This is a genomic window from Thioclava electrotropha (genome assembly GCF_002085925.2).
GTDB lineage: Bacteria > Pseudomonadota > Alphaproteobacteria > Rhodobacterales > Rhodobacteraceae > Thioclava > Thioclava electrotropha.
Genome location: NZ_CP053562.1, coordinates 3,597,522 through 3,620,966, shown reverse-complemented (window position 1 = coordinate 3,620,966; position 23,445 = coordinate 3,597,522). Strand labels below are relative to the sequence as shown.

The 23,445-nt window shown below is 65.3% G+C and carries 22 protein-coding genes and 1 other RNA gene; 13 read left to right on the top strand and 10 right to left on the bottom strand.

Annotated elements, in window-relative coordinates; genetic code table 11:
• Nucleotides 1–12 precede the first annotated feature (12 nt).
• On the top strand, nt 13–777 hold the full coding sequence (locus tag AKL02_RS17150; RefSeq protein WP_232621656.1) for an NAD kinase: 765 nt from the start codon (nt 13–15) through the stop codon (nt 775–777).
• A gap of 3 nt (nt 778–780) precedes the next feature.
• Here AKL02_RS17150 and AKL02_RS17145 read toward each other — a convergent pair whose 3' ends face one another.
• The 4 genes from AKL02_RS17145 to AKL02_RS17130 form a co-directional block, all read right to left on the bottom strand.
• Nucleotides 781–2,241 (bottom strand): sigma-54-dependent transcriptional regulator, encoded by a 1,461-nt coding sequence (locus AKL02_RS17145; protein ID WP_083078359.1) that lies wholly within the window; start codon nt 2,239–2,241, stop codon nt 781–783.
• Nucleotides 2,231–3,772: a hybrid sensor histidine kinase/response regulator gene (locus AKL02_RS17140; RefSeq protein ID WP_133051972.1), complete on the bottom strand. Its 1,542-nt coding sequence runs from the start codon at nt 3,770–3,772 to the stop codon at nt 2,231–2,233. Before AKL02_RS17140 ends, AKL02_RS17145 begins: the two co-directional genes overlap by 11 nt.
• A gap of 175 nt (nt 3,773–3,947) precedes the next feature.
• Entirely contained in the window at nt 3,948–5,840 is a 1,893-nt protein-coding gene (locus tag AKL02_RS17135; RefSeq protein WP_083078361.1) for a propionyl-CoA synthetase, read from the bottom strand.
• A gap of 206 nt (nt 5,841–6,046) precedes the next feature.
• Nucleotides 6,047–8,323: an NADP-dependent malic enzyme gene (locus AKL02_RS17130; protein ID WP_083078362.1), complete on the bottom strand. Its 2,277-nt coding sequence runs from the start codon at nt 8,321–8,323 to the stop codon at nt 6,047–6,049.
• Nucleotides 8,324–8,565: 242 nt separating this feature from the next.
• On the opposite strand from AKL02_RS17130, the gene AKL02_RS17125 reads away from it, so the two are divergent.
• The 5 genes from AKL02_RS17125 to AKL02_RS17105 all read left to right on the top strand — a co-directional run bounded on the left by AKL02_RS17125 (nt 8,566) and on the right by AKL02_RS17105 (nt 13,097).
• Nucleotides 8,566–8,958 carry a cytidine deaminase gene (locus tag AKL02_RS17125; RefSeq protein WP_075773944.1) on the top strand — a complete coding sequence of 131 codons (393 nt, stop codon included), beginning with the start codon at nt 8,566–8,568 and terminating at the stop codon, nt 8,956–8,958.
• The gene (locus tag AKL02_RS17120) at nt 8,958–10,280 is read left to right on the top strand and encodes a thymidine phosphorylase (protein WP_083078363.1); all 1,323 of its coding nucleotides are present in this window, start codon (nt 8,958–8,960) and stop codon (nt 10,278–10,280) included. Before AKL02_RS17125 ends, AKL02_RS17120 begins: the two co-directional genes overlap by 1 nt.
• Complete coding sequence (locus tag AKL02_RS17115; protein WP_083078364.1) at nt 10,277–11,494, top strand: phosphopentomutase; 1,218 nt, start codon at nt 10,277–10,279, stop codon at nt 11,492–11,494. The genes AKL02_RS17120 and AKL02_RS17115 overlap by 4 nt, the downstream gene beginning before the upstream one ends.
• An 11-nt stretch (nt 11,495–11,505) precedes the next feature.
• Nucleotides 11,506–12,138: a uracil phosphoribosyltransferase gene (gene upp, locus AKL02_RS17110; RefSeq protein WP_078522510.1), complete on the top strand. Its 633-nt coding sequence runs from the start codon at nt 11,506–11,508 to the stop codon at nt 12,136–12,138.
• Between the two features lie 65 nt (nt 12,139–12,203).
• A complete protein-coding gene (locus tag AKL02_RS17105; protein ID WP_083078365.1) occupies nt 12,204–13,097 on the top strand; it encodes an SPOR domain-containing protein in 894 nt (297 codons plus the stop codon).
• 49 nt (nt 13,098–13,146) lie between these two features.
• On the opposite strand, the gene AKL02_RS17100 is transcribed toward AKL02_RS17105, so the two are convergent.
• Nucleotides 13,147–14,166 carry a hypothetical protein gene (locus AKL02_RS17100; protein ID WP_083078366.1) on the bottom strand — a complete coding sequence of 340 codons (1,020 nt, stop codon included), beginning with the start codon at nt 14,164–14,166 and terminating at the stop codon, nt 13,147–13,149.
• Between the two features lie 175 nt (nt 14,167–14,341).
• Nucleotides 14,342–14,776, bottom strand: coding sequence for a DsrE family protein (locus AKL02_RS17095; RefSeq protein ID WP_078542219.1), 435 nt, complete (start codon nt 14,774–14,776; stop codon nt 14,342–14,344).
• A gap of 186 nt (nt 14,777–14,962) precedes the next feature.
• Between AKL02_RS17095 and rnpB the strand changes: the two genes are divergently transcribed.
• From rnpB to rpmG, 4 genes are all read left to right on the top strand, one after another.
• Nucleotides 14,963–15,376: RNase P RNA component class A (gene rnpB, locus AKL02_RS17090), an RNA gene on the top strand.
• 191 nt (nt 15,377–15,567) lie between these two features.
• Complete coding sequence (locus AKL02_RS17085; RefSeq protein WP_078522514.1) at nt 15,568–15,951, top strand: DUF302 domain-containing protein; 384 nt, start codon at nt 15,568–15,570, stop codon at nt 15,949–15,951.
• Nucleotides 15,952–16,031: 80 nt separating this feature from the next.
• On the top strand, nt 16,032–16,742 hold the full coding sequence (locus tag AKL02_RS17080) for a tellurite resistance TerB family protein (protein WP_083078367.1): 711 nt from the start codon (nt 16,032–16,034) through the stop codon (nt 16,740–16,742).
• Between the two features lie 159 nt (nt 16,743–16,901).
• On the top strand, nt 16,902–17,069 hold the full coding sequence (gene rpmG, locus AKL02_RS17075) for a 50S ribosomal protein L33 (protein ID WP_011750518.1): 168 nt from the start codon (nt 16,902–16,904) through the stop codon (nt 17,067–17,069).
• A gap of 337 nt (nt 17,070–17,406) precedes the next feature.
• On the opposite strand, the gene AKL02_RS17070 is transcribed toward rpmG, so the two are convergent.
• A complete protein-coding gene (locus tag AKL02_RS17070) occupies nt 17,407–17,739 on the bottom strand; it encodes a branched-chain amino acid transport AzlD family protein (RefSeq protein ID WP_078548989.1) in 333 nt (110 codons plus the stop codon).
• A complete protein-coding gene (locus AKL02_RS17065) occupies nt 17,736–18,482 on the bottom strand; it encodes an AzlC family ABC transporter permease (RefSeq protein ID WP_408648101.1) in 747 nt (248 codons plus the stop codon). Before AKL02_RS17065 ends, AKL02_RS17070 begins: the two co-directional genes overlap by 4 nt.
• A gap of 112 nt (nt 18,483–18,594) precedes the next feature.
• On the opposite strand from AKL02_RS17065, the gene mobA reads away from it, so the two are divergent.
• Together mobA and AKL02_RS17055 are read left to right on the top strand one after the other, a co-directional pair.
• A complete protein-coding gene (gene mobA, locus AKL02_RS17060) occupies nt 18,595–19,173 on the top strand; it encodes a molybdenum cofactor guanylyltransferase MobA (protein ID WP_083078581.1) in 579 nt (192 codons plus the stop codon).
• Nucleotides 19,170–19,757, top strand: coding sequence for a GNAT family N-acetyltransferase (locus tag AKL02_RS17055; protein WP_232621655.1), 588 nt, complete (start codon nt 19,170–19,172; stop codon nt 19,755–19,757). Before mobA ends, AKL02_RS17055 begins: the two co-directional genes overlap by 4 nt.
• 80 nt (nt 19,758–19,837) lie before the next feature.
• On the opposite strand, the gene AKL02_RS17050 is transcribed toward AKL02_RS17055, so the two are convergent.
• Both AKL02_RS17050 and greA read right to left on the bottom strand, forming a co-directional pair.
• Complete coding sequence (locus AKL02_RS17050; RefSeq protein WP_232621654.1) at nt 19,838–20,884, bottom strand: hypothetical protein; 1,047 nt, start codon at nt 20,882–20,884, stop codon at nt 19,838–19,840.
• Between the two features lie 64 nt (nt 20,885–20,948).
• Complete coding sequence (gene greA, locus AKL02_RS17045; protein ID WP_078548983.1) at nt 20,949–21,419, bottom strand: transcription elongation factor GreA; 471 nt, start codon at nt 21,417–21,419, stop codon at nt 20,949–20,951.
• 237 nt (nt 21,420–21,656) lie between these two features.
• Between greA and AKL02_RS17040 the strand changes: the two genes are divergently transcribed.
• On the top strand, nt 21,657–23,303 hold the full coding sequence (locus AKL02_RS17040) for an electron transfer flavoprotein-ubiquinone oxidoreductase (protein ID WP_083078368.1): 1,647 nt from the start codon (nt 21,657–21,659) through the stop codon (nt 23,301–23,303).
• The last annotated feature ends 142 nt before the right edge of the window (nt 23,304–23,445 follow it).

The window sequence follows — 23,445 nt, the reverse complement described above, 5'->3', positions numbered from 1 at the left end:
GAGGAACGCGCCGTGGCGAACCAGTATACCCATATCCATTTCGCGGCCTCCCACGCCGAGACGGCGCAGGCGGCGCAGGCCGATCTGGTCGCGCGCTACGGGCAGGTGCCGCGCTATGCGGCCGATGTGATCGTGGCGCTTGGCGGTGACGGGTTCATGCTGCAATGCCTGCACGAGGGCACGGGGCTGCCGGTTTACGGGATGAATCGTGGCTCGGTCGGCTTCCTGATGAACGACTATGTCGCGGACGATCTGCCCGCGCGACTTGAGGCGGCGGAGCAGGCGGTGATCAATCCGCTGTCGATGAAGGCCGAGACGCAGGACGGGTTGCTGCATGAGGCGCTCGCCATCAACGAGGTCTCGCTGCTGCGCGCAGGTCCGCAGGCGGCGAAACTGAAGATCTCGATCAACGGCAAGGTGCGGATGCAGGAGCTGGTCTGCGACGGCGCGATCGTCTCCACCCCCGCCGGATCGACCGCCTATAACTTCTCCGCGCACGGGCCGATCCTGCCGATCGGCTCGGACGTGCTGGCACTGACCGGCATCGCGAGCTTCCGGCCGCGGCGGTGGCAGGGCGCGATCCTGCCATCCTCCGCGCTGGTGCGCTTCGATATTCTCGAACCCGACAAGCGCCCGGTCATGGCCGATGCGGACAGTCGCTCGGTCAAGCCGGTCAAATGGGTCGAGGTCCGCTCCGAGCCGGAGATCGAGCATTGCATCCTCTTCGACCCCGGTCACGGGCTCGAAGAGCGGTTGATGCGCGAACAGTTCGCCTGAAGCTCAGCCCTTCGACAGCCACGCGTCGCGCTTGCGATAGATCGTAGAGGGCGCGACCCCCAGTTCCAGCGCAGCGCGCGGGATCGATCCGTCATGCCGATTGATCGCGGCCTCTATCGCCGCACGTTCGATCTCGGCCAGGGTGCGGTCCACGAAAGGATCGACCGCCGGGGCGGTAGTGGGCGCGGCACGGCTCGTCGTCGGATCGAATTCCGGCAGCATATGAGTGCGCAGCACCGGCCCGTCATGCATCACGATCGCCGCGCGGATGACGTTCATCAGTTGGCGGACGTTGCCGGGCCACGGCCGGTCCTCCAGGCGGGTGATGGCCTCAGGTTCGATCTCGCTGAAGTCGCGCTGCTCCTCGGAGGCGAACCGCTCCAGCGCCATCCGCGCCAGAGGGCCGATATCCTCGCGGTGCATCCGCAGCGGCGGCATCTCGATCGTGAGCACCATCAGCCGGTAATAGAGATCCTCGCGGAGCACAGCGTTTTGCAGCATGACGCTAGGCGAGCTCTTGGCCGCGCAGACGATCCGCACATTGACGTCGACCGGTTGGCTGGCGCCGAGCGGTTTGACTTGGCCGCTCTGTAGGAACCGGAGCAGCTTGATCTGCGCGGTGGGGGCAAGTTCGCAGATATTGTCGAGCAGAAGCGTGCCACCATCGGCGGCGAGAAGTGCACCGTCCTTGTCCTCCAAAGCGCCCGGGAAGGCCCCGCGGTTATGGCCGAAGAGTTCGCTGTCGACGCGTTCGGCGGCCAGTGCGCCGCAATCGAGCGCAATGAAGGGACCATCGGCGCGGGGGCTCGTGGCGTGAACCGCCTGGGCGCAAAGCTCCTTCCCGGTGCCGCTCTCGCCCCAGATATAGACAGGCGCGGTCGAGCGGGCGGCAGCTCGGGTCCGGGCGTAGAGCGCCCGCATCTGCGGCGCGTTACCGACGAAATCCCCGACCGTCTCCTCGCTGGCGCTCGCGTCGTCGAAGTCCGAACGCAGCGACAGGCTGCGCGCGCTCTCAATGGCGCTTCTGAGGCGAGGTTCGTCGATCGGTTTGACGAGGAAGTCGATCGCGCCCTCCTGCATCGCCCGCACCGCGCGATCGATCGAGCGGTCGGCAGTGACCGCGATGATCGCCGCATAGGGGCGCAGGGCCAGCATTTCGGCGATCAGCGTGTCGCCGTCGCGATCGGGCAGCATCAGGTCCAACAGCACCATACGGATTGGGTTGTCGCGGAAGATTCGCATCCCTTCCTCGGCGCTTGCCGCGAGATGGGTGATGAAGCCGGCGTTGCGCAGATAGGCGTCATAGATCGCCCGGAGCGATCCCACATCTTCGATCAATAGAAAATGTTCGGTCTCGGTGTCGACGCTGTTCCGCCCGTTTCGACTGAGGCCGTATTGCGGACTATCCGTCTTGGAGCTGGTATCCCTGTCCGGGGTGGTCGTATCGGAGTCACTAGTTCTCATGCTGTAAATCAGTCTTCGCGTTCAAATTATTTCGGGTGGTGGCTATCAGCCGGTCGATGAAAATGAGGGCGACCCGGCCAAGGTCTTGAATGTCTTCATAAGTCCCATGTCGGGTTGCACTGTCAAGCGCGCGTGCGTGCCGCGAAAGGGGGTGATCCCCCGCCACTCCGGCCACCGCACTGAGCTTGTGGCTCAGCAATTGCAGGGCGCAGAGGTCGAAAGGGGGCAGGGCGAGCGACAGCCCGTGACGTACCGTCTCGAGATCGGCGATCAGTTCCTGCCCGAGCCCCGCTGGCAATGCCTTCTCGGCAAGACGCAGATGGGCGAGCAAACCGCGCGGCGGCGTAGTTACGCGTGGCACGGTCGTCATGCAACCAGCCTCTTCCAAGGCGCGCAGGATCGGCTGCAGGCCCAATACGGGCTTGATCAGGCAGGCATCGGCCGCGCCTTTCTCGACGTCGCGATAGCCGCTGCACTGGATGATCGGCAGGTCCGCCCAAGGCAGACCGGAGCGGCGAATGCTGGCGATCACCTCTGGGCCGCGGCAGCCGGGCATCTCGACATCCAGCACCGCGAGATCGAAGCGTTCGGCCCGCAGTTGCGCGGCCGCACTGTCGCCACGACGCAGCCCGGTCACCTGCGCGCCCATCGCGCTCAGGAATTGTTCGAGCACGGCGCGGCTCATCTCGCTGTCATCGGCAACGAGCACGTTCCACCCGCTCAGATCGGGCAGGGGGGCATCGCGCATCGTGGAGCTGATATCGACGGGGCGGGCCGGGAGCGACACGCGGATTTCGGCCCCGCCTTCGGGCGCGTTGGCGAGGTCTATCTTGCCGCCGGCCTCTGCCACCAGCGCGTGACAGATCGCGAGGCCCAGGCCTTGCCCCTCGGGGTTGCGGAATGTCGCGGGCTCGCTGCGCTGCCCTGCGCGGGCGGGCGCGCGCAGGCGATCCTCGGGGAAGCCATCGCCCTCGTCGCGCACGGTCAGCAGCAGCCCCTCGGTCGGGTCGAAGTCGAGCGACAGGTGGATCGTGCCGCGCTGGGCATAACACAGCGCGTTGCGCATCAGATTGGCGAAGATGCGGTTGAGCGGCACGCGATCGATCGCCAGAACGGGCGGCAGATCGGGGGCCATGTGGATCGCGAGTGACATGCCCCGAACATGGGCCGCGCTTGTCCAGCGGCGGCGCACCCGTTCGAGCGCGTCGGCAATGACCAAATGCGGAGGGGCGGGGCTTGCCTCGGACGCGTCGGAAAACTTGCTTGCCGCGTCATCGCTCGGCGCGGCGGGCGCAAATTCCTTCGCCCCGTCCAGATCGAGCAGCTGGGCCAGATCGCTCGCCGCTTCGCGCGCGCGCTCCAATTGTCCATGCGTGCTTTGACCGCCCGGATCGGCGAGCGCCGCATCCAGACCGCACATCACATCTGCAAGCGCGGCGCGCAGATCGTGCTGCCATAAAGGACCGAGATCGCATCGCAACGATGCGAATGGCTCCTGCGCAGCGGGATCGGGCAACTTTCGGTTCGTCAAAATAACCCCTCGATGGATGGTTCCGGGGTACGGTTCTCAAATTAACCTTCGATAACATAAACAATAGCATAAAGCCGCACCCATTGTGGATGCGGCTTCTTAACTCGGGCGTAAACTTTTGATGTGGTGCCTATCTGCGTCGCTCACAATGAGCTCTGCTTATGATAAGCTCGGCTTATTTCTTCGGATAGCCAAGCCCCTTCAGCGCCTCGGTGATTTCGTCGAGGATCGCGGGATCGTCGATCGTCGCGGGCATTTTCCAGTCCTGCCCGTCCGCGATCTTCACCATCGTGGCCCGCAGGATCTTGCCCGAGCGGGTCTTCGGCAGACGGTCCACCACGGTGGCGAGCTTGAAGGCCGCGACCGGGCCGATCTGCTCGCGCACCCGGCTCACGCATTCCTTGATCACCTCGCCATGCGGGCGGTTGCAGCCCGAATTGAGGCACAGGAAGCCCATCGGCGTCTGGCCCTTCAGGTCGTCGGCCACACCGATCACCGCGCATTCGGCGACATCGCTATGCCCGGCAAGGACCTCTTCCATCGCTCCGGTCGAGAGGCGGTGACCCGCGACGTTGATGACGTCATCGGTGCGCGCCATGATGTAGAGATAGCCGTCCTCGTCGACATAGCCCGCGTCGCCCGTCTCGTAATAGCCGGGGAATTGCTCGAGGTAGCTTTTCTTGAAACGCGCCTCGGCGTTCCACAGCGTCGGCAGCGTGCCCGGAGGCAGCGGCAGCTTGATCGCGATGGCGCCAAGCTGGCCCGTCTCGACCGGGTGGCCGCCCTCGTCGAGCACCTGAATGTCGTAGCCCGGCATCGGCACCGAGGGGCTGCCTACCTTGGTCGGCAGCTCTTCGATCCCGATCGGGTTCGCGGCGATCGCCCAGCCGGTCTCGGTCTGCCACCAGTGGTCGACCACCGGCACGCCGAGATGTTTCTGCGCCCATTCGACGGTCGCGGGATCGGCCCGCTCGCCTGCAAGGAACAGCGCCTGCAGATCGTGCAGCGCGTAGCGTTTGATCCACTCGCCGTTCGGGTCTTCGCGCTTGATCGCCCGCAGCGCCGTGGGGGCGGTGAAGAAGCTCTTGATGCGGTTGTTCTGAATGATCCGCCAGAACACGCCCGGATGCGGGGTGCCGATCGGCTTGCCCTCGAACACCACTGTGGTCGCGCCTGCGATCAGCGGGCCGTAGCAGATGTAGGAGTGGCCCACGACCCAGCCGACATCCGAGGCCGCCCAGAACCGGTCGCCCGCCTCGATATTGTAGATGTTCTTCATCGACCATTGCAGCGCGACGAGATGGCCGCCGGTATGACGCACGACGCCTTTGGGTTGGCCGGTCGTGCCGGAGGTGTAGAGGATGTAGACCGGGTGGTTGCCCTCGACCGGAACGCAGTCCGCGGGTTTCACGCCATATTGGAAGCCGTGCCACGAGAAGTCGCGCCCCTCGATCAGCTTCGCCACTTCCTGTTCGCGCTGGAAGATGACGCAGAATTCCGGCTTGTGCTCGGCCTGTTCGATCGCCTCGTCCAGAAGCGGTTTGTAATGCACGGTGCGCCCGGGCTCGAGGCCGCAGCTTGCCGCGATGATCGCCTTGGGGGTGCAGTCGTCGATCCGCACCGCGAGCTCGTGCGCCGCGAAGCCGCCGAACACGACCGAATGGACCGCGCCGATCCGGGCGCAAGCGAGCATCGCCTCCAGCGCCTCGGGGATCATCGGCATGTAGATGATGACGCGGTCGCCCTTTTCGACGCCGCGCATCTTCAGCGCGCCCGCGAGCGAGGCCACACGGGTCTGCAATTCCTTGTAGGTGATGCCCTTTGTCGAGTGGGTGATCGGGCTTTCATGCATGATCGCGATCTGATCGCCGCGCCCTTGCTCGACATGGCGGTCGACCGCGTTCCAGCAGGTGTTGACCATCCCGTCTGAGAACCATTCGTAGAGCGGCGCGTTTCCGTCAAACAGGGCCTTCGAGGGCTTCTCGTCCCAGTCGATCTTCTCGGCGGCGTCCATCCAGAATTTCTCGGGATCGGCCTGCCAGGCGGAATAGACCTCTTTGTAGCCCATGCGAACATCTCCTCCTCAGGAATTTGGAGATGTGTTACGAAGCGCAACGCGTTGGCGCAAGAATGTTACCGCGCACAATCGGGTGCGACGCCAAAAAATTTGCAGAAAGCGCGACAAATCGCCCGCAAACTTTTGCAAACTGCGGGCGAGTATTCAGCTTCTTTGCAGCCCGGGAGGGGTTTGCAAATTTCGCAGGTGCACGCGACTCAGCTGTAGTGTGCGACCGGCGTGCCCGCGATGGCCGACATGTTCAGCAACCCGCGCGAGGTGATCGAGGGCGTCACGATATGCGCCTTGTTGCCCATCCCCATCAGGATCGGCCCGACTTCGAGGCCGCCTGCTTTCATCTTGAGGATGTTGCGCACGCCCGAGGCCGCGTCGGTATTGGCGAAGACCAGCACGTTCGCCGCCCCCTCGAAGCGCGAATTCGGCATCAGCCGGGCGCGGGTCTCGGGATCTAGGGCCGCGTCGACATGCATCTCGCCCTCAAAGTCGAAATTGACCTCGCGCCGGATCAGCAGGTTCATCGCGGCGCGCATCCGCTCGCCCGAGTCGCTGTCGAGATTGCCGAACTGGCTATGCGAGCACAGCGCGATCTTCGGCTTCAGACCGAAGCGCGAGACGTGGCGCGCGGCGCCGCAGACCGTCTCCATGATCTGCTCGGGCGTGGGCGCGTGATGGACATGGGTGTCGGCCACAAAAAGCGGGCCATCCTCGAGGATCATCAGGCTCAGCGCGCCTTGGGCATGCAGCCCGTCGCGGGCGAGGATTTCGCGCACGTATTTCAGGTGCCAGAGATATTGCCCGAACGTGCCGCAGATCATCGAATCCGCTTCTTCGCGATGAACCATGACCCCGGCAATCGCGGTGGAGTTGGTGCGCATGATCGCGCGCGCCAGATCGGGGGTGACGCCGCGCCGGGCCATCAACTCGTGATAGGTGCCCCAATAGTCGCGATAGCGCGGGTCGTTTTCCGGGTTCACGATCTCGACCGCGCCTAGATCGAGCGGCAGGCCCGCCCGTTCGCAGCGCATCTCGATCACGTCGGGACGACCGATCAGGATCGGCGTGTCGGTGGTCTCCTCGATCATCGCGTTGGCGGCGCGCAGCACGCGCTCATCCTCGCCTTCGGCGAAGACGATGCGACGTCTTGCGGTCGCGGCGGCATCGAAGACCGGGCGCATCAGCAGCGCGGATTTGAACACCGAGCCGTCGAGCTGAACCTTGTAGCTGTCGAGATTTTCCAGCGGGCGGGCCGCCACGCCGGTCTCCATCGCGGCTTTCGCCACGGCAGATGCGACGATGCCGATCAGGCGTGGATCGAAGGGTTTCGGGATCAGGTAATCCGCGCCGAAGGTGAGCTTTTCGCCGCGATAGGCGGCAGCGGCCTCGGCGGAGGTCGTTTGCCGCGCGAGCTTGGCGATCCCCTCGACGCAGGCGATCTGCATCTCGTCGTTGATCGTGGTCGCGCCCACGTCCAGTGCGCCCCGGAAGATGAAGGGGAAGCACAGCACGTTGTTGACCTGGTTCGGGAAATCGCTGCGCCCGGTCGCGATGATCGCATCGGGCGCGACCTCGCGGGCCACGTCGGGCAGGATTTCCGGGTTTGGGTTCGCCAGCGCGAAAATGATCGGCTGCTTGGCCATCTTCTGCACCATCTCGGGCTTCAGTACGCCGGGGCCGGAGAGGCCGAGGAACATATCCGCGCCCTCGATCACCTCGTCGAGCGTCCGCAGATCGCTGTCCTGCGCATAGTCCGCCTTTTGCGGCGTCATGTCAGCTTCGCGGCCCTTGTAGACCAGCCCCTCGATGTCGCAGAGCCAGACATTCTCGCGCTTCACGCCCAGTTTCAGCAGCATGTTGAGGCAGGCGATGCCCGCCGCGCCGCCGCCGGTCGAGACGATCTTGATGTCCTCGAAGTTCTTCTTCGCGATGCGCAGCGCGTTGGTCGCAGCCGCGCCCACCACGATCGCGGTGCCGTGCTGGTCGTCGTGAAAGACCGGGATGTTCATCTTCTCGCGGCAGATCTTCTCCACGATGAAACAGTCGGGCGCCTTGATGTCTTCGAGGTTGATCGCGCCGAAGGAGGGCTCGAGCGCGCAGACGATCTCGGCCAGCTTCTCGGGGTCTTTCTCGGCGACTTCGATATCGAAACAGTCGATATCGGCGAATTTCTTGAACAGGACCGCCTTGCCTTCCATCACCGGCTTCGCGGCGAGCGGGCCGATATTGCCAAGGCCCAGCACGGCCGAGCCGTTGGTGACGACGGCGACCAGATTGCCTCGCGCGGTGTAGTCGCGTGCGGTGTCGGGATCTTCCTTGATGGCAAGGCTCGCCTCCGCCACGCCCGGCGAATAGGCGCGGGCCAGATCGCGCCCGTTGGCGAGCGGCTTCGTCGCGCGGATTTCCAGTTTTCCCGGTTTCGGCTTGGCGTGATAGTCCAGTGCCGACTGACGCAGGTTGTCCTGACGCAGCTCTTCCATGAGATCCTCCCGAAACTGGTTTAGCGCTAAACTAATTTTTCGCGCGCGACTCTCCCGTCGTTCTAGATAGCACGAAGGGGGTGATTGCAACCCCATGAAATTACGCTGCGGCATGAACTCCACGCGAGGCGGTGGGGTGGCGCGAGGTGAGCGCTTGCATCCGACGCAGGCGCGGCGCAGGATCGGGAGAACTCAACCGGCTGGACAAATTTTACGCTCCGGCCATGGCCCGGAGACCGCCGATGTCGTTGCTCGATTCTGCCCGTCAGGTGCGCGAAAACGCCTATGCGCCCTATTCGAAATTCAAGGTCGGTGCGGCGGTGCGCGGGGCGTCCGGCACCATCTATAGCGGCGTGAATGTCGAGAACGTGGCCTATCCCGAAGGCACCTGTGCCGAGGCTGGCGCGATCGCCGCGATGGTCGCAGCCGGCGAGACCGAGATCACCGAGGTCGCCGTGATCGCCGACAGCCCGACGCCCGTGCCGCCCTGTGGCGGCTGCCGTCAGAAGCTGGCGGAATTCGCGCGCCACGACACGCCGGTGACGCTGGCCACGACCGAGGGCGAGCGGCTCGACACGACGGTGGGCGATCTGCTGCCCGGTCGCTTCGACATGAGCCATATGGAAAACACCTGATGGACGCCCGCAGCATTATCCAATCGGTGCGCGACGGCAAAAGCCTGAGCGCAGATCAAGCCCAATGGTTCGCGTGCGGTCTTGCCGATGGCTCGGTCTCGGATGCGCAGGCGGGGGCCTTTGCGATGGCCGTTCTGCTGAAAGGCATCGGCACCGAGGGGCGCGTCGCGCTGACGCAAGCGATGCGCAATTCCGGCGAGGTTCTGCGCTGGGACATGCCCGGCCCGGTGATCGACAAGCATTCGACTGGTGGGGTGGGGGATTCCGTCTCGCTGCTGCTTGCTCCCGCGCTGGCGGCCTGTGGCTGCTACGTTCCGATGATTTCGGGGCGGGGTCTGGGCCATACCGGCGGCACGCTCGACAAGATGGAAGCGATCCCCGGCTATGACGCGACGCCCGGCATCGGCGCTTTGCGCAAGGTCGTGGGCGAGGTCGGTTGCGCCATCGTCGGCGCCACGGGCGAAATCGCCCCCGCCGACAAGCGGCTCTACGGAATCCGCGACATCTCGGGCACGGTCGAGAGCATCGACCTGATCACCGCCTCCATCCTGTCGAAAAAGCTGGCCGCCGGGCTGGAAGGCTTAATCCTCGATGTGAAGGTCGGCTCGGGCGCGTTCATGGCGCGGCCCGAGGATGCGAAGGCGCTGGCGCAGAGCCTTGTCGCCACGGCGAATGGCGCGGGCTGCAAGACCTCGGCGTTGATCACCGACATGGATCAGCCGCTGGGCCATTCGGCGGGCAATGCGCTGGAAGTGATCGAAGTGATGGAGACGCTGACCGGCACCGGCGTGAACGAGGCGCTGTGGGACGTGACCGCGGCGCTGGGCGGCGAGGCGTTGGTGCTCGCGGGGTTGGCCAAGGACGCGGTCGAGGGCACGGCGCGGATCGACGAGGTGCTCAGCAACGGACGCGCGGTCGAGGTCTTCGGCAAGATGGTCGCGGCATTGGGTGGCCCGAGCGATTTCGTCGAACGCTTCCCCGACCGTCTGCCATCGGCCCCGGTGATCCGGGCGGTGGAGGCCCCGCGTGCGGGCTTCGTCAGCCGCATCGACACCCGCGCGGTGGGCGAGGCGGTGGTGCATCTGGGCGGCGGGCGTCTCGTCGGCACCGACAAGATCAACCCCTCGGTCGGTCTGTGGGAGATCGTGGCGCTGGGCGAGGACATGGCCGCGGGCGAGCCGCTGGTGACGATCCATGCCGCGAATGACCGCGACGCCGATGCCGCCGAAGCCGCCCTTCTGGCCGCGATCGAGCTGAGCGACGAGGCCCCCGAAGAGCCGCCCCTGATCCACGAACGGATCGGCCCGGAGGATGTGCAATGAGCCGCGCCTTTCTGATCGTGATGGACAGCGTCGGGATCGGCGGTGCGCCCGATGCGGATCGCTTCTTCAACGACGGCGCGCCGGATACGGGCGCGAATACCGTCGGCCATATCGCGCAGGCCTGTGCGGAAGGGCGCGCTGAGGAAGGCCGTTCGGGTCCGCTGAATATGCCCACACTGGCAGGGCTTGGTCTGGGCGCGGGCGTGAAGCTCGCCTCGGGTGAGGACGCGCCGGGGCTGATGGCTGACCCTGCCGGGCTCTGGGGTGCGGCCACCGAAATCTCTCCCGGCAAGGACACGCCCTCGGGGCACTGGGAACTGGCCGGTGTGCCTGTGCCGTGGGAATGGCATTACTTCCCCGATCAGAAGAACAGCTTCCCGCCCAAAATCGTCGCGAAAGCCTGCGAGATCGCGGGGACCGAGGGCATTCTGGGCAATTGCCATGCCTCGGGCACCAATATCATCGAAGAACTGGGCGACGAGCACATCCGCACCGGCTGGCCGATCTGCTACACCTCCGCCGACAGCGTATTCCAGATCGCCGCCCATGAAGAGCATTTCGGCCTCGACCGCCTTTTGAAGCTCTGCGAGGGGCTCGCGCCGACGCTCCATGCGATGAAGGTGGGGCGTGTGATCGCGCGACCGTTCATCGGCGAGAACGGGCAGTTCACCCGCACGCCGAACCGCCGCGATTACGCGATCCCGGCGCCGTCTCCGACGCTTCTGGACTGGGCTTATGATGCGGGCCGCGTGACCCATGCGATCGGCAAGATCGGGGATATCTTCTCGCATCGTGGCATCACCCATCTGCACAAGGGCAAGGGCGATGCCGATCTGGCCGATCATCTGATCCGGCTGGCAAACGAGGCCGGGGAGGGCTCGCTTACCTTCGCCAATTTCGTGGAATTCGACAGCCTCTACGGCCATCGCCGCGACATCTCGGGCTATGCCCGCGCGCTGGAATGGTTCGACACGGTGGCGGCCAAATTCCTCGACCGCCTGCAACCGGGCGATCTGGCGATCTTCACCGCCGATCACGGCAACGATCCAAGCTGGCGCGGCACCGATCACACCCGCGAACGCGTGCCGGTTCTGGGCGCGGGCCCCGGTATCGGGTCGCGCAGCGTGGGCAATGTGGGGTATGTCGACTTAGCGGCCTCGCTCGCCACGCATCTGAACATTCCGGCGCAAGGGCCGGGCAAAAGCTTTCTGTGAGGGACAACCCAATGAGTGACCATCTGACCGTCGTCAAACACCCGCTGGTGCAGCACAAACTGACCCTGATGCGCGAGAAGGACACCTCGACCGCGTCCTTCCGTCGTCTGCTGCGCGAGATCAGCCTGCTGCTGGCCTATGAGATCACCTCGGAGCTGGAACTGACCTCGAAGAATATCGAGACGCCGCTTCAGGAGATGGACGCGCCGATCCTCGCAGGCAAGAAACTCGCGCTGGTCTCGATCCTTCGGGCGGGCAACGGGCTGCTGGATGGCGTGCTGGAGCTGATCCCGGCGGCGCGCGTGGGCTTCGTCGGCCTCTACCGCGACCCCGAGACGCTGAAGCCGGTCGAATACTATTGCAAGCTGCCGAGCGAGCTCGAAGATCGTCTGACCATCGTGGTCGATCCGATGCTGGCCACCGGCAATTCCTCGGTCGCGGCAATCGACCTGATCAAGGAAAAGGGCGCGAAGAACATCCGCTTCATGTGCCTGTTGGCCGCCCCCGAGGGTGTCGCGCGCATGAAAGAGGCGCATCCGGATGTGCCGATCGTGACCGCAGCGCTTGATGAGAGGCTCGACGATCACGCCTATATCGTGCCGGGTCTGGGCGATGCGGGCGACCGGATGTTCGGCACGAAGTAAGGCCAACACCCTTTACTCAAAGGCAAACCCGTCTATCCTCCCCTTGGAAACATCAGGGGGTGGATATGCGACTGAAAGCAGGGGCGGCGGCTGGTCTGGGCGCGATTCTCACGCTGGGGCTGGGAGGCTTCGCATCGGAGTCGCGGGCGCAGCAATATGCGCCTGCCGAAATGCCCCCGGCGAGCTATACCGATCCGCAATATGTCGACAGTCAGGGCTGCGTGTTCGTGCGCGCGGATTATGGCGGGGCCGTGCGCTGGGTGCCGCAGATGAATAGCGACCGCGGCATCGTCTGCGGCCATACGCCCAGCCTGGCGCCCACCGTGCCGGTTGCGTCGGTAACCGTGGCTGCGAACCCTGCGGCCCGCGCCACTGCCGCGATGCGCTCGCCCTATTCGCCGACCCCGACCTCTCCACCTGTGCCGCGCGATCCGTCGCGCTTGTCTCACAGCGTGAGCGTCGGTGGGCTTGCCCCGGTTGTGACCCGCGCGCCCAAGCCGGAGAACGGCTGGACGACTGCGTTCGACGATGGGCGGCTTAACCCCTATCGCGGCCCGCGCACCGTCCACGGCAACGCACAGATGCGCGCGCGCTGGACCGAAGAGACGCCGATGCAGCTTCGCCCCACCGCGACGCCGGATCAGGTCTATGTCGAGGGCTCTCATCCGCCGGTGCCGAAGCCCCGGGTCGTGGTGGTGCCGACCGTCACCGTGTCGAGCAAATCGGTCGCCCCGGTCGGTTCGAACGGCAAGCAATATGTGCAGGTCGGCAGCTTCGGAAATGTCGCGAATGTCGCCGCCGCGACGAAGCGTCTGCAGGCGCTGGGCCTTCCGGTCGCGACCTCCAAGACGCAGAAGCTGACGGTGGTCTATGCCGGGCCGTTCTACGATACCGCGAAGCTGAACTCGGCGTTGAGCCGCGCCCGTCGGGCGGGCTTCCCGGATGCGCTCGTGCGCTGACGCGGCGTGAAATTTCGGGAGAGATCAAACGGCCCTTCGGGGCCGTTTTTCATTGCGCCGAGCAGATGTCCTGCAGCGCCACCCATTGCGCATCTTCCAGAACCGGCTTCGGCGCAGGCTGGCCCTTGAACGGGTCGGCCTCGATCAGGCCCAGCACCGACTCTCCGGTCGGGTCGAGCGCGTAGGCATAGGGCGTCGCGCTGACCCCGGCATCGCGGAAGGCGCGCAGCAGCGTGTCGCCATCGGCCCGCGCCGGGGGGTGCTGCAGCAGGTCCTGCGCATATTCGGCAAGCCCGCTCTCGGGCAGGTCGCCCGTCGTCAGCAGCCGCAGCGCTGCCGCGGGGCCGAGGCGGTCGAGCATCCGATGCAACGGGCGCCCTCCGGCGGCGCTGTTCTGCGCGGCGATGATGTAGCCCGCGACGACCTCGGGCGTGTCGGGCCCGTCGATCGTGTCGCGGCCAACCACGGTCATCCCGCCCGGCAGCAGTCGCGCGCCTTCGAGCGCCTGCGGCAGGACCGCGATGACCGATTGTCCGGGCAGCCGTTCCGCCAGCGCGGAGAGGGCGCGATCGCCGCCGGGGCTGTGACAGGCCGAGCCGGTCATTTTCACCATCTCGGAGAGCAGCTTGCGGCCGATCTCGACGCGTTTGGCCTGGGGGGCGACGCGCGCGGCATGATCGACCAGCGCCGAGGGCAACCAGAACAGCGCCACGGCGCCGACTGCCAGCAGCACCGCCCCGATGAGCACACCGCGCAGCCGCCCCGGATGCGGGCGCTTTGCCTCGATCATCGCATGGACCTTCTCGATCGCGGCGATCATCGTCTCGTCTTCGATCTCGAGCTCTTCGCCCGGCTCCTCGGAGGGGGCGAAGATCGCGGGGCGTTTGCCGGGATTGCGGCGATGCATGGCAGGCAGCGACCAATGCGCGAGCGCCGTGCCGGAGCGCGCCTCCGACAGCACAAGCGTCGCGTCGCCCAGCGAGAGGATCACCTCGCGGCGCTGCGCGTCCGCATCGGGACGCCATATACCGATCGCCTCGAGGCGTTCATATTCGGAGAGGGCGGTCATGCGGGCCCGTTTCTGCTCTTGTTTGTCAAGAGGATAGCCGATCCTGCCGGGGGGTCAATCAAACAGCCCTGCCTGTAACGTAAGCCGCCCCGCGCGGAAAGCCGAGCGGGGCGAGATGGGTCGCAATTCAAATCGGAGCGCGCGGAAAGCGAGGGGCCACCCGCGCGGACGTTCGTCAGGGCCGCAGATAGGCGTAGCCGTCGCGTTGCAGATCGACGAGATAGGCCGCGCCGGAGGGGACGATTTCCGCCTCTTCGACCATCGGAGGCTCCTTCCCGAGCTTCTTGGTCATCGCCGCGAGCGTATTGGCGCAGGCGCGGAAGTGGATCGGCTGACCCAGCATCGCCATTTCCTCGACGCGGGCTTTCACCGGCGAGGTGTCGGCGCGCAGCATGTTGAGACCCGGCCCGTAGGTGACCATTTCGATCTGGACCTCTTCGCCTTTGTCTTTGTAATATTTGATCATGTTGAGCGCGTTGTTCAGCGCCATGTTCATCACTTGTGGATCGGCGCTGTTGACCTGAATGGCGATTTTCTCATTCGCCATAGCGGGCAATGCCCAAACCATCGCCGCGAGCGCAAGCCCGAGGCGGAGTCCTCCCTTTACCATCGTGATCTCCCTTTCACTTCATGGACGACCAGCGTCAACGTGCCGCACCTGAAAAGCAAGTGGTTGCACGGACTGCTCCCGAAATTTCACGGCCTCGTGATGCGGGGACGGCGTTTCTTGGCGACGGAACATGCGTGCGCGGGGGCGATTGACCGCGCGGGGGCGAGTGTCTATCTGCTGCCTTGCGCGGATGGCTGGATGGCCGCGAGTTCCCGTAGCCCCGTGAATGCGGGTAGCCGGGGGCCCGAGGAAAGTCCGGACTCCATGAAGCAACGGTGCCGGGTAACGCCCGGGCGGGGAAACCCGACGGAAAGCGCCACAGAAAACAGACCGCCTCGGTTTCGGCCGGGGTCAGGGTGAAACGGTGGGGTAAGAGCCCACCGCGGGACTGGTAACAGGACCGGCACGGCAAGCCCCACCGGGAGCAACGCCGAATAGGGATCGCGTGCTGCGCCGCTTGCGGTGACGGCAGGGGAGCTTCGCCCCGAGCGATCCGGGTTGGCAGCTGGACCCTGTGAGCAATCGCAGGGCGAGAGGAATGGTCATCCATGGGGGTGCAAGCCCCCGGGACAAAATCCGGCTTACAGGCCGTCCGCGCAAATTCTTCTTACGCTTCAAGAACGAGAGCAAGGAACTAGCCCCCGCCCGCACGGGTTCCCGCCACTGCGGCACAGTGAGCGCGCAGTGAAGCACAGGCCTCTCCATGATCGTGACTTGCGTTTCGCATCGAATTGGCCACGCTCGACGCAAAGGCGCGAACAGCCAAGACCAACTAGGGGAGAGAGATTGCCATGGGCTATACGATCGACAAGGTGATGACCGGGGCATTCGACGAGGTCGAGGCGAAAGTGCGCGAGGCTTTGGCCGAGGCGGGCTTCGGCGTGCTGACCGAGATCAACGTGTCCGCCACGATGAAGGCCAAGCTCGACAAGGACATGCCGCGCTACAAGATCCTCGGCGCCTGCAACCCCAAGCTTGCCTATGAGGCGATCGGCGTCGCGCCGCGGATCGGGGCGATGCTGCCCTGTAACGTGGTGCTGCGCGAGGTGGAGGACGGGATCGAGGTCAGCGCCGTCGATCCCGTGGCCTCGATGCTCGCGGTCGAGAATGACGACCTCACCGAAGTCGCGAGCCAGGTGCGCCAGATGCTCGCCGACGTGGTTGCCAAGCTGTAAATCGCGTGAGTTTTTTCTAGCCAAGCGCGCCCCTGCGCGCGAAGCTGTCTCAACAGGAATCCGCATTTCGGGGGAATGATATGAGCTTCGTGAAGACATTGGCCACGCTCGCGGTGGGCTTCGCCGCCGCCAAGGGCGTGGAGCGTTTCAACAAGATGGGCGGTCTCGACGGTATGAAGGACGCGCTCGGCAAGGCCGGCGAGCCCGGCGGTATGGGCGACCAGATGGGTGAATGGGCCGAGAAGATGGGCATGCCCGGCGGCAAGGAGACTGTGCGCGGTCTCTTCGGCCAGTTCGGCTCTCAGGCAGCCTCCGCGACGGCGGCGACCGAGGCAGGGCTTGGCGCGCTGATCGGAGCCATGACTGGCGCTGCGAAAACGGGCGCGGGCAATATCTCGGAGATGCTTGGCGCTGTGACTTCCGGCACGCCGGTCAACGCGATGATGGAAGATCAGGCCAAGCTGATGATCCGCGCGATGATCCAGGCCTCGAAGGCCGATGGCGAGATCGACGAGACCGAGCGCCAGACCATCCTCGATCACCTGTCCGACGCCTCCGACGAAGAGATCGCCTTCGTGAAATCCGAGCTCGACCGCCCGATCGACATCACCGCTCTGGCCAACGCCACCTCGGACCACATGAAGTCGCAGGTCTATTCGTCTGCGCTTCTGCCGATCACCGTCGATACCGAGGCAGAGAAGCAATATCTGGCGAATCTCGCCGCGGCGCTGGGCCTCGAGACGGAGAAAGTCGCCCAGATTCACGAGACGATGGGCAAGCCGCTGATCTGAGCGGAAAAGGGCGTCACCGCTTTATGAGCCGTGGGCGAAGAATTTTCAGCCTGCGGCCCGGTTTGCCGGTTGACTCCGCATCGCGCATCGCTAAAAGGCGGGCTTCAAGGATTCCGCGGGTGCGTAGTTTTTTCGATGCCCGGAGCTAGGAGATAAACAATGGCGAAGCCGACGACGATCAAGATCCGTCTGAACTCGACGGCGGGCACCGGGCACTTCTATGTGACCAAGAAGAACGCCCGCACCATGACCGAAAAAATGACCGTGAACAAATACGATCCGGTCGTGCGCAAGCACGTCGAATACAAGGAAGGCAAGATCAAGTAAGATCGCCTGACCTTGACGGTTAGAATGCCGTGCCTCCGGGCACGGCCTTTTTCTTTTTGTATTGGAAACTCGCTGCCCGGATCAGCCGCGAAGCGGCCCGGGCCGCACCCGACCTCCCTCCGGGGAGGGCGCATTGGCGGTGTCAGTGCAGGCACGTGCGTCTTTCGGGCTTGCGAGATAAAGCACCCAGCCACCGAGCGCTGCAAAGCGCCCACCCGAGGTCGGGCGCCGCCCTCTGGAGGCTCAAGACGGAGTTAGCGGGTTTCCCCGGCGCATTGCTTGCGCAATCCGCGTTCGCCGCTTCGGTGGCTCCACTGGAAGCCCTCCGAGACGCGGCTCACCCCACCAGCCACAGCGACAGGTAAAGCGCGGCGAGCCCGCTGAGAATCGCCCACAGCGTGTTGCGCGTCGCGATCCCCACCCCCAGCGTTGCGAAGGCTGCGATCATCCGTGCAGGGTCGGTCTCACCGCCCGTGGCCGCAGGCCACAGCACCAGCGGCGCCACCAGCCCCGGCAGAACCGCGACCGGCGTATAGCGCAGGTAGCGCAAGGCCCATTCCGGCAATTGCCGGTCGCCGAGAAAGCCCATGAAAGAGAAGCGCAGGAAGAACGTGCCGATCCCCAGCGCAATGATGATTCCCCAGATCAGGGCGTCCGAATAGCCGTTCATTCCCGCACCGCCTTTCTACGCGCGACCCAAAGCTCGACCTGCGCGCCCGTCACCATCGCGGCGACCGCGGCGATCATCAGCCCCACACCCGAGGGCAGGAAGCTCAGCGCCAGCGCGCCGACGACCGAGACCGCCGCCGCCGCGACATGGGCGAGCGTGCGCAGCGCCGGCCCGATCATCGCGAGGAAGGTGATCGGTACCGCGAAATCGAGCGCGAATTCCGGCGGGATTTTCGCGCCCACCAGCGCGCCGAGCAGCGTCGCCACATACCAGTTCGGGCAGATCGGCGTGCAGACGCCCGCGTAATAGGCCAGCTTCTCGGCGCGGCTCATTTCCGGCTCGGCCTCGTATTCGTTCGCCGCCATCGCATAGGACTGATCGACCATGAAATAGGCCACCAGCGCCTTCTGCCATGTCTTCGCCTTGCCGAAATGCGGCGTCAGCGCCGCCGAATACATGGCCATGCGCAGGTTGACAGCAAGCGAGGCCGCGAGGATCAGCAGGACCGGCGCGTGATCGCCCATCAGCTGCAGCGCTGTGAATTGCGCAGCGCCCGCGATGACCATCACCGAGAAGCCCATGACCTGCGCCAGATCGAGCCCCGCACTGGTCGCCGCCACCCCGAACAACAGCCCGAAGGGCATGATTACCAGAAGGAACGGCAGGCCATGCCGAAATCCGCGCCAATAGGCGGCTCGGATCGCGCCTTTCGGGGTCGTCCCGTTCGCGGTCATGTCCGACATGATGCTTGTCTCCCGTTCTCAGTTGCGGGACAGATAGGGAAGGATGCGGGCAAAGGCAAAGCGCGCGATTGTATTGGAGGCAATCATCTTGACCGCTGGCGAAGATGTCGGGCTGCGTGTGGTCGCGGTGATCCTTGCGGGCGGGCAGGGGCGGCGCATGGGCGGCGTCGACAAGGCGACGGTGATGCTCGCCGGACGTCCGCTGTTTGCCCATGTCGCGGCGCGGATCGGCCCGCAGGTGGCCAGGCTCGCGATCTCGGCCAATGGCGCCGCGCTGCGATTCGCCCCGATCCCTGTGCTGCCCGATCCGCCCCAGCGGCGCGGCGAGGGGCCTCTGGCGGGGCTCCTGAGCGCGCTCGACTGGGCGGCGGAGCAGGGCGCGGAGCGGCTGCTATGCGTGCCTGTCGATACGCCCTTCCTGCCCCATGATCTGGTCGCGCGGCTAAGCGGCGCTGGCGCTGCGGCCTATGCTGCTTCGGGTGGCCGTGACCATCCGAGCGTGGCGCTATGCCCGGTCGACGACCGCGCGCGCATCGCAGAGCTGTTCGCCTCGGGCGAGCGGCGCTTGCGCGCGGCTTTCCCGGACGCGGCGCCGGTGGAATTCGAGGGCAGCCCCGACCCGTTCACCAATCTCAACACGCCGGAAGATCTCGCAGCGGCGGCCGCGCATCTGGCGGAGGCGACACGGTGACTCAGGTGTCGATCCGGCACGGGCTCGCACGCGAGCATCGCACGGCTGCGGCGGGGCTCTACTGGCAGGCCTTCGGCGGCAAGCTCGGGCGGGTGATGGGGCCAGAGCCGCGCGCCCTGGGCTTCATCGCCGACGTGATCGACCCCAGCCACGCGCTCTCGGCGCTCGACGGCAACGGCACGCTCGTCGGGGTGGTCGGGTTTCGCACCCATCGCGGCTCCTTCGTCGGCGGAAGCTGGTCCGATCTGCGCAGCCATTACGGGCGCAGCGGCGGGCTCTGGCGTGGCGCCTGCCTGCATCTTCTGGCGCATGATCTGCCCGCGGGCGGGATGATGGTCGACGGGATCGCGGTGCGGCCCGAGCTGCGCGGGGCGGGCATCGGGCGCGCGCTGATCGAGGCGCTGTCCCATGAGGCGCGCAGGCGCGGCTATCAAGCGCTCTGCCTCGACGTGATCGACGAGAACCTGCGCGCACGCGCCCTGTATCAGCGGCTGGGCTTCGAGGTCACGGGGCGGCGCACGTCACGGCTGACGCGGCTCGTCTTCGATTTCCGTTCGGTGCAACTGATGCGCCGCGCGCTGTGAAGGCTCTGCCTCCGCCGCGCCCATTCGTATTGGCAAAAATATCCCGGGGGTGAGGGCGAAGCCCGAGGGGGCTGGCCCTCTTAGTCAAAACTGCCGGTGACGCGCCCCAGCAGCATGAAGGCGCGCGCGGTGCGGGTCTCGGCCATCTCGGCGATGTCCTGATCCGACGCATTCTTCTCGAATTCTGCGAAGGTGCGGTCGAACTGGCGCAGGAAATGATGCGCCACGTCGCGGAAGATCGTGTCGCCGCGCATCCGGCCCGCGCTGAGCGCCAGAGACGAGCGGTCGCGGATGCCGCCGAGGCTGGTGATCTCGCGCCCACGCTCGCCTTGTGCGAAGCGACGCCACAGCTCGGGCCGGGCGCGGTCGGGCTTGAGGTCGTCCATATAGATGCCGTCCTGCGCGAGCAGGTTCAGCACATCCTGCGCCGAGCGCAGCAGCTTCGCCGTCGAACGGTCTTCGAGCGCACGGCGCAGCGCGCGGAAGCCTTCGGTATCGTCGGGCGAATCCGGGAAGTTCAGCGCGCGGACGAAATCGGCGACCGAGAGCGGCGCGCGCAATTCCTCGGCAGGGGTGCCGAGCGCCAGCATCGGTTCGCTGTCATCGGGCCGTGGCGGGGGCGGGGCCACCAGCGCCGCCTTACGATCGGCCGAGGGTTGGCTCGCCTGCACATCGCGGCGCGACGCAAAGGTCGCGATGGTGGTCTCGGCCTGCCGGGCGACGGCGGCGATCTCGTCGAGCTTCTTCTCGACATTCTGATCGGTGCGCAGCGCCTGCTGATTGAGCCAGGCCGTGCGCATCGCCTCGATGGATTGCTTGAGAGCGGCGGTCTCGGCGCGCATCTCGCGAGTTGCGCGGGCCGTTACGGCGGCGACCCAGATCATCACGATCGGCACTGCCATCCCGACGACGAGGCTGACGGTGGCGAACAGCGATGCGGCGCGCGCGATCCCCGGGGCGAAGAACCAGAAGGCCACGACCATGAAGACCCACAGGAGGCTCAGCCCCAGCGCGATCCATTCCGGCGCGCCGGGATATCGCGTCTTGAGGCGTGGACGACCGGCAGGCGATTGCGGTCCGCCGGGCATGGCGAACCGGTCCTTGTCCTGCTCTGCGGGTCCTTCCATTCAGGCTCTCCGTCAGTGGCGCGCGGTCAAATGCTCAGGGGCAACCGCGCAGGGGACGACCGCGTCAGGCGAAAACGATCTTGAGGATTTCGTACGCCTTGTCGCCGCCCGGGGTGCGAACCTCGACCGAGTCGCCCTCGTCCTTGCCGATCAGCGCGCGCGCCAACGGCGATTTCATGTTGAGCTTGCCCTTCTCCAGATCGGCCTCGGGCTCGCCGACGATCTGGTAGGTCTTCTCTTCGTCGGTGTCCTCGTCGACGATGGTGACGGTCGCGCCGAATTTCACGGCGCCCGTCATCTTCGACGGGTCAATCACCTCGGCCCGGCCCAGAAGCCCTTCGAGCTCCTTGATCCGGCCTTCGATAAAGCCCTGCTTCTCGCGTGCCGAATGGTATTCGGCATTCTCCGAGAGGTCGCCCAATTCCCGCGCTTCCGCGATCGCAGCAATGATCGCGGGCCGCTCTTCGGACTTGAGCTTTTTCAATTCTGTATTGAGCGCGTCGAAACCCGCGCGCGTCATCGGTTGTTTGTCCATGGAAGGCTCCCGAATTCGGAACTGTCCCCAATTCAGGGCATCTAAATCTGCTCTCACCCCCGGAAGTCAAGTGGACAGCGCGATTTTCGCGGCGAATTGCCGATCTCCTCAGTCTGGGAAGGGATCGTAATTTGGCGCAAGATTGTTGCGCGGCATCGCAGCGTAACAATTGCCTCGTTACGCGAGGTAGGCTAGGCAGGACGCCAGCTAGGACGACCAGCAAGGGGTTCGACAGACATGACCGAAGTGACGCGCGAGTCGATGGAATATGATGTGGTGATCGTGGGCGCGGGGCCTGCGGGGCTTTCGGCGGCGATCCGTCTCAAGCAGATCGACCCGGAGCTCGAGGTCGTCGTGCTCGAGAAGGGCTCGGAAGTGGGCGCGCATATCCTGTCGGGCGCGGTGCTCGACACCAGCGGTCTGGATCAACTGATCCCCGACTGGAAGGACAAGGGCGCGCCGATCACCGTGCCTGTCAAGAAAGACAATTTCTACATGCTGGGCGAGGCCGGGGCGATGCGCATCCCGAACTGGCCGATGCCGCCCTTGATGTCGAACCACGGCAAATACATCGTCTCGATGGGCAATGTCTGCCGCTGGATGGCCGAGCAGGCCGAAGGTCTGGGCGTCGAGATCTTCCCCGGTATGGCCGCCTCGGAAATCGTTTGGGACGGTGACCGCGTCGCCGGTGTCGTTGCGGGCGAATTCGGCAAGAACCCCGATGGCACCGAGGGTCCGGGCTACGAGCCGGGCATGGAGCTGCGCGGCAAATACGTGATGATCGCCGAAGGCGTGCGCGGCTCGCTCGCCAAGGTGATGATGGAGAAGCACAACCTCTCCGACGGTCACTGCCCGCAGAAATTCGGCCTCGGTATGAAGGAAATCTGGGAGATCGACCCGGAGAAGCACCGCGAAGGCACCGTGACCCACACGATGGGCTGGCCGCTGGGCGGCAATGCGGGCGGCGGGTCGTTCATCTACCACCTTGAGAACAATCAGGTCTATGTCGGCTTCGTGGTGCACCTGAACTACGAGAATCCGCACCTCTACCCCTACATGGAGTTCCAGCGCTTCAAGCATCACCCGATGGTCGCGGAACTGCTCGAAGGCGGCAAGCGCGTGGCCTACGGCGCGCGGGCGATTTCGGAAGGCGGCTGGCAGTCGATCCCGAAACTGACCGTGCCGGGCGCGGTTCTGCTGGGCTGTTCGGCGGGGCTCGTGAACGTGCCGCGCATCAAGGGCAACCACAACGCGATGCTGTCGGGCATCGCGGCGGCGGAAGCTGCGGCGGAGGCCATCAAGGGCGGGCGTTCGGGCGATGAGCTGACTGAATACGAAGCCGATCTGCGCTCGGGTCCGATCGCGAACGACCTCAAGAAGGTCCGCAACGTGAAGCCGATGTGGTCGAAATGGGGGATGATCCCCTCGCTGATCTTCGGCGGGCTCGACATGTGGACCAACGACCTCTTCGGCTTCTCGCTGTTCGGCACGCTCAAGCATGGCAAATCGGATGCGAAAGCGACCGGCGAGGCGAGCAAGTTCAAGCCGATCGATTATCCCAAACCCGATGGCAAGCTGAGCTTCGACCGCCTGACCAATGTCAGCTTCTCCTTCACCAACCATGAAGAGAGCCAGCCCTGCCACCTGCAGCTGAAGGATCCGTCGGTCCCGATCTCGGTGAACCTGCCGAAATATGACGAGCCCGCGCAGCGCTACTGCCCGGCCGGCGTCTACGAGGTGGTCGGCGAGGGCGACGACGCGAAGTTCCAGATCAACTTCCAGAACTGCGTCCACTGCAAGACCTGCGACATCAAGGACCCGAGCCAGAACATCAACTGGACCACCCCGCAGGGCGGCGACGGGCCAAACTACCCGAACATGTGATCGCGAAAGGGGCCTGCGGGCCCCTTTTCCTTATCCAGCCCTCTTCCGCGCCCATCACAACGCCGTGTCTGCGCAGGCGGCTTCCCGCGTGCGGTGGTACGGCTCATTGTAATGCCCGCAGCGCGCCGTTACGCTCGATTTC

Bases quoted from the DNA above. Each gene is read 5' to 3' on its own strand.
- AKL02_RS17050 (WP_232621654.1), bottom strand. From the start codon at position 20,884: ATGGAAGGACCCGCAGAGCAGGACAAGGACCGGTTCGCCATGCCCGGC.
- rpmG (WP_011750518.1), top strand. From the start codon at position 16,902: ATGGCGAAGCCGACGACGATCAAGATCCGTCTGAACTCGACGGCGGGC.
- AKL02_RS17130 (WP_083078362.1), bottom strand. From the start codon at position 8,323: ATGGAAGAGCTGCGTCAGGACAACCTGCGTCAGTCGGCACTGGACTAT.
- AKL02_RS17135 (WP_083078361.1), bottom strand. From the start codon at position 5,840: ATGGGCTACAAAGAGGTCTATTCCGCCTGGCAGGCCGATCCCGAGAAA.
- AKL02_RS17145 (WP_083078359.1), bottom strand. From the start codon at position 2,241: ATGAGAACTAGTGACTCCGATACGACCACCCCGGACAGGGATACCAGC.
- upp (WP_078522510.1), top strand. From the start codon at position 11,506: ATGAGTGACCATCTGACCGTCGTCAAACACCCGCTGGTGCAGCACAAA.
- AKL02_RS17115 (WP_083078364.1), top strand. From the start codon at position 10,277: ATGAGCCGCGCCTTTCTGATCGTGATGGACAGCGTCGGGATCGGCGGT.
- AKL02_RS17120 (WP_083078363.1), top strand. From the start codon at position 8,958: ATGGACGCCCGCAGCATTATCCAATCGGTGCGCGACGGCAAAAGCCTG.
- AKL02_RS17065 (WP_408648101.1), bottom strand. From the start codon at position 18,482: ATGTCGGACATGACCGCGAACGGGACGACCCCGAAAGGCGCGATCCGA.
- AKL02_RS17070 (WP_078548989.1), bottom strand. From the start codon at position 17,739: ATGAACGGCTATTCGGACGCCCTGATCTGGGGAATCATCATTGCGCTG.
- AKL02_RS17080 (WP_083078367.1), top strand. From the start codon at position 16,032: ATGAGCTTCGTGAAGACATTGGCCACGCTCGCGGTGGGCTTCGCCGCC.
- AKL02_RS17125 (WP_075773944.1), top strand. From the start codon at position 8,566: ATGTCGTTGCTCGATTCTGCCCGTCAGGTGCGCGAAAACGCCTATGCG.
- AKL02_RS17040 (WP_083078368.1), top strand. From the start codon at position 21,657: ATGACCGAAGTGACGCGCGAGTCGATGGAATATGATGTGGTGATCGTG.
- AKL02_RS17095 (WP_078542219.1), bottom strand. From the start codon at position 14,776: ATGGTAAAGGGAGGACTCCGCCTCGGGCTTGCGCTCGCGGCGATGGTT.
- AKL02_RS17100 (WP_083078366.1), bottom strand. From the start codon at position 14,166: ATGACCGCCCTCTCCGAATATGAACGCCTCGAGGCGATCGGTATATGG.
- AKL02_RS17085 (WP_078522514.1), top strand. From the start codon at position 15,568: ATGGGCTATACGATCGACAAGGTGATGACCGGGGCATTCGACGAGGTC.
- AKL02_RS17105 (WP_083078365.1), top strand. From the start codon at position 12,204: ATGCGACTGAAAGCAGGGGCGGCGGCTGGTCTGGGCGCGATTCTCACG.
- greA (WP_078548983.1), bottom strand. From the start codon at position 21,419: ATGGACAAACAACCGATGACGCGCGCGGGTTTCGACGCGCTCAATACA.